The sequence below is a fragment of the Tepidiphilus baoligensis genome, assembly GCF_012911495.1.
GTDB lineage: Bacteria > Pseudomonadota > Gammaproteobacteria > Burkholderiales > Rhodocyclaceae > Tepidiphilus > Tepidiphilus olei.
On record NZ_JAAAUB010000034.1, the window covers coordinates 1 to 3,243 of the forward strand.

3 protein-coding genes and 1 pseudogene are annotated in these 3,243 nt (G+C 57.6%); all 4 read right to left on the bottom strand.

Features of this window, described 5'->3' with window-relative positions:
* Positions 1 to 25: 25 nt before the first annotated feature.
* Positions 26 to 643 carry a glycosyltransferase gene (locus GV368_RS10855; protein WP_169116530.1) on the bottom strand — a complete coding sequence of 206 codons (618 nt, stop codon included), beginning with the start codon at positions 641 to 643 and terminating at the stop codon, positions 26 to 28.
* Positions 644 to 651: 8 nt separating this feature from the next.
* Positions 652 to 1,692, bottom strand: coding sequence for a UDP-N-acetylglucosamine 2-epimerase (locus tag GV368_RS10860; RefSeq protein WP_169116531.1), 1,041 nt, complete (start codon positions 1,690 to 1,692; stop codon positions 652 to 654).
* 119 nt (positions 1,693 to 1,811) lie between these two features.
* Positions 1,812 to 2,666 (bottom strand): glycosyltransferase family 2 protein, encoded by an 855-nt coding sequence (locus GV368_RS10865; RefSeq protein WP_169116532.1) that lies wholly within the window; start codon positions 2,664 to 2,666, stop codon positions 1,812 to 1,814.
* Positions 2,667 to 2,679: 13 nt separating this feature from the next.
* Positions 2,680 to 3,243 (bottom strand): annotated as a pseudogene (locus tag GV368_RS10870) (hypothetical protein); the annotation flags it as partial.

Sequence of the window (3,243 nt, forward strand, 5' to 3'; positions counted from 1 at the left end):
TGGTACGCAGAAAAACCGGAACTTTTCATAAAAGTGCCACGCAATCGTCCGGGACCCAACAGTTACCCAAGCGCTCCATGATCGGCCCCAAAAGATCAACTCCCTTGCGCGCGCTCCAATTTCCCACATACAGCAGGCGAAACGGGCGGTTGGGCGCCGTGCGTGCGACGGGGGCAAATGCTTGGCAATCGATGCCGTTATGAATGACCTGAATGTCGCGAATGCCGAAGCTCGCCTCGATTTGCGCAGCGGTGTAGTGGCTCACGGCAACCACGCAGTGCGCGCGTGCGAGGTTGGCCGCTTCGATGGGATGGATCCAGTGTTTGTGATAGAGCGCTTGCAGGCGGCTTTTGTAAGGCAGCAAGGCAGGGTCGTGAACGGATGAATGGACCGTCACCACGATGGGAAGCCCCGGCGGCACAAAGCGCGGCGGCAGCCACGAATTGATGTGCACCACGTTCGCCCAGGTGGGCGGTTTGGGAACGGGGACGCTCCACGGCGCATACTCCGCCCGGTGCGGCAGCCAGGTAATTTCGGCGCGGATGCCTTGGGCGTTGAGGGCACGGCAGAGGCGTTCGGTGAATGTGTCGGTGCCGCTGTGGCAACGCACGTTCGGGAACCATACGGCCGGGTTTGTGGGCATGGATGTGTTTAGGTCGAGAGATAAAGTGCCAACTTGTCGCAGATAATGCTTGCCGGTGATATTTCAGGAAGTTTGGGTGTGTTCGATCGTCCGGTTTCTTGCAGGCTTTGGTGGATGAACGACTTGAAGGCGTTGAAGTTATATTTTCCAAGCAATATGTTTTTCTTTAGTCCCTCTTGTCTTTCCGTAGCTTTGCGCATGAGATATACGGGAATTCCAGTCAGCGCAAGTTCTTCTTGATTGCTTCCGCCATCCGTAACCACAAAGCGCGCGCCCATGGCAAGGCGAATGAATTCGGTGTAACCCATGCGCGGCTTTAGTTGGATGTTTGCGTTTTGTTTCAACCGCTCAAATAGCTTGTTATGACGTAAACGTTTTTCAGTTGCCGGGTGTAGCACAAAAATAAGGCGACACTGACTGGCAGCATATTCCAACATTTCTACAATTTGCCGAAGCCTTTTGGCAGAAAAAATATTCTCAAAGCGGTGTATGGAAATAACGCCGTAACTGTCTTTCGGTGGAATTTCCACAGAATTTTCTAGCGCGATTTTTACCGAATCAACAATGGTGTTCATTCCGGTGTTGATGCGTTCACAGCGATAGCCTTCCATGTTGCGCATTGCCCATTCGCCGGGGCAAAAAGCAATGTCGCTCAGGTGAAATACTGCCAGGCGGGTAAGTTCCTCTGGGAAAGGGTGAAATATGTTGTAGGAGCGCAGACCCGCCTCGACATGGGCAACCTTCATCCCAAGCAGTTTTCCTGCCAAGCTACCGGCCAGTGTTGAAAAGGTATCGCCATGAACTACGATAATGCCTCGGCGCGACGGAAAGTAAGTGTCGGCATGCCACACCATACGCCAGATGATTCGGGGTAGCCACAGCGCCATCCTGGCAATGCCGTTGATTTCTGGCCCTTCATAAACGTATCGCGGCTGGGCGCGTATGCCGAAATCGGCAAACAAGGTATCCACAGTATTCCGATGCTGCCCTGTCATCACAAGACTGATCGGTCGGCCCGCCTCTTCCCATTGTCGAATCACAGGCGCCATTTTGATGATCTGGGCTCGTGTCCCGAGTATGCAGTACAGATGTGATGTCATAAAAAATTAACGCTGGATGACGACGGCTGTGGGTGGCATGGCGTTTGGCGTAACGCTGTGGATCGCCATCAACCCTCGCGCTTGTAAGTCAAATTGGTAATCTGCTCTGAAATCAGGCCGATCAGAAATACGATGACCGCTGCTGAAAGCAGCAGCGCGCTCATGTTGGTAAAGCGGCGCTCGGCTAGAAACGTATACAAATAATTGCCCAGCCCGAGCAGGAAAAAGCCCGCGCTTACCGGAAAGAAGAGCTTGAGCGGTGAATACAGCGTGGCGATCTTGAAGATGATGAGCAGGAAGCGCAGGCCGTCTTTCCACGGTTTGAGGTGGCTCTTGCCGATGCGTGCGCTCGCGTGGATAGGGACGTAGGCCACGGGATAGCCGCAGCGAAAGAAGGCCATGGTGATGGTGGTGGGATAGGAAAACCCGTTGGGCAGCAGGTACAAAAATTCGCGGAACCTGGCCGCGCGCACGGCGCGAAAGCCGGAGGTGAGATCCGGGATGCGGTGGCCGGTAACGTAGCCGGCCAGGCGGTTGTAGAGGCGGTTGGCAAGGCCGCGGCCCAGGCTCGCCTGCGAGGTGGCATCGCGCGCGCCCACGGCCATGTCGTAGCCCTCGTCGAGCTTGGCCAGCAACCGCGGGATGTCGTCCGGGTCGTGCTGGCCGTCGGCGTCCAGGAAGACCAGCACCTCGCCCGTGGCCGCGCGCGCGCCGCTCTTCACCGCTGCCCCGTTGCCCAGCGACACGGGGTGGCGCACCACGCGCGCGCCGGCCCTCTGGGCGATGGCGGCGGTGTCGTCGCTGGAGCCGTCATCGACCACGATGAGCTCGGCCTGAGGGAAGCGCTCGCGCAGGCGGGGGAGCAGCGTGGCAAGCGCGGCGGCTTCGTTCTTGGCGGGCAGGATGAGGGAGAGCTGGGTCATGGCAGGCAGTGCGTCAGCGGATTTCATTTTGCAGGACGGCGCGGATACGGGCAATTTCTCGGTCATAAATGCTGCGGGGAAATTTGAGTGAGGTGTCGCTTTGCCCGCGGTAAATCGCTTCGGCCTGGTCGAGCAGGCGCATGGCATGCTGGGGATAGCCGGCGTTGCCCATCTCGGCCACCATCTGCATGGCCGAATCGATGTTGCCGTATTTTTGCATGGCGATGCGGTATTGCGCCTCGGCCTCGTCGGGGCGGCCGTCGGCCAGGGCGAGCCGGGCTTTCAGGTAAGGGATGAAGCGCAAAAAAATGGGGAACAAGGTGTAGCGGCTGTGGCTTTCCGCTTTTGAGAGGTGATCCAGCAAGCCTTCCGTGGCGTGGCGCGTCCATGAGGGTTGGCCTTTTTGCGTCACCTTGTCCACCAATTGACGCAGCGCCATGACGGCTTGCGCATCAAAGGGTTGCTCGGTGAGGCGCTGCGCAGCCCATTCGAAGTCCTCGGGTTTGGCGTTGCCGAGGTACACTTTTTGGAGTAGGTAGCTGTCAGGTCCCGGACGATTGCATTGATCCGCGACGTC

Excerpts from the sequence above, each read along its gene's own strand:
- GV368_RS10860 (WP_169116531.1), bottom strand. The coding sequence starts at position 1,692 with ATGGCGCCTGTGATTCGACAATGGGAAGAGGCGGGCCGACCGATCAGT.
- GV368_RS10855 (WP_169116530.1), bottom strand. The coding sequence starts at position 643 with ATGCCCACAAACCCGGCCGTATGGTTCCCGAACGTGCGTTGCCACAGC.
- GV368_RS10865 (WP_169116532.1), bottom strand. The coding sequence starts at position 2,666 with ATGACCCAGCTCTCCCTCATCCTGCCCGCCAAGAACGAAGCCGCCGCG.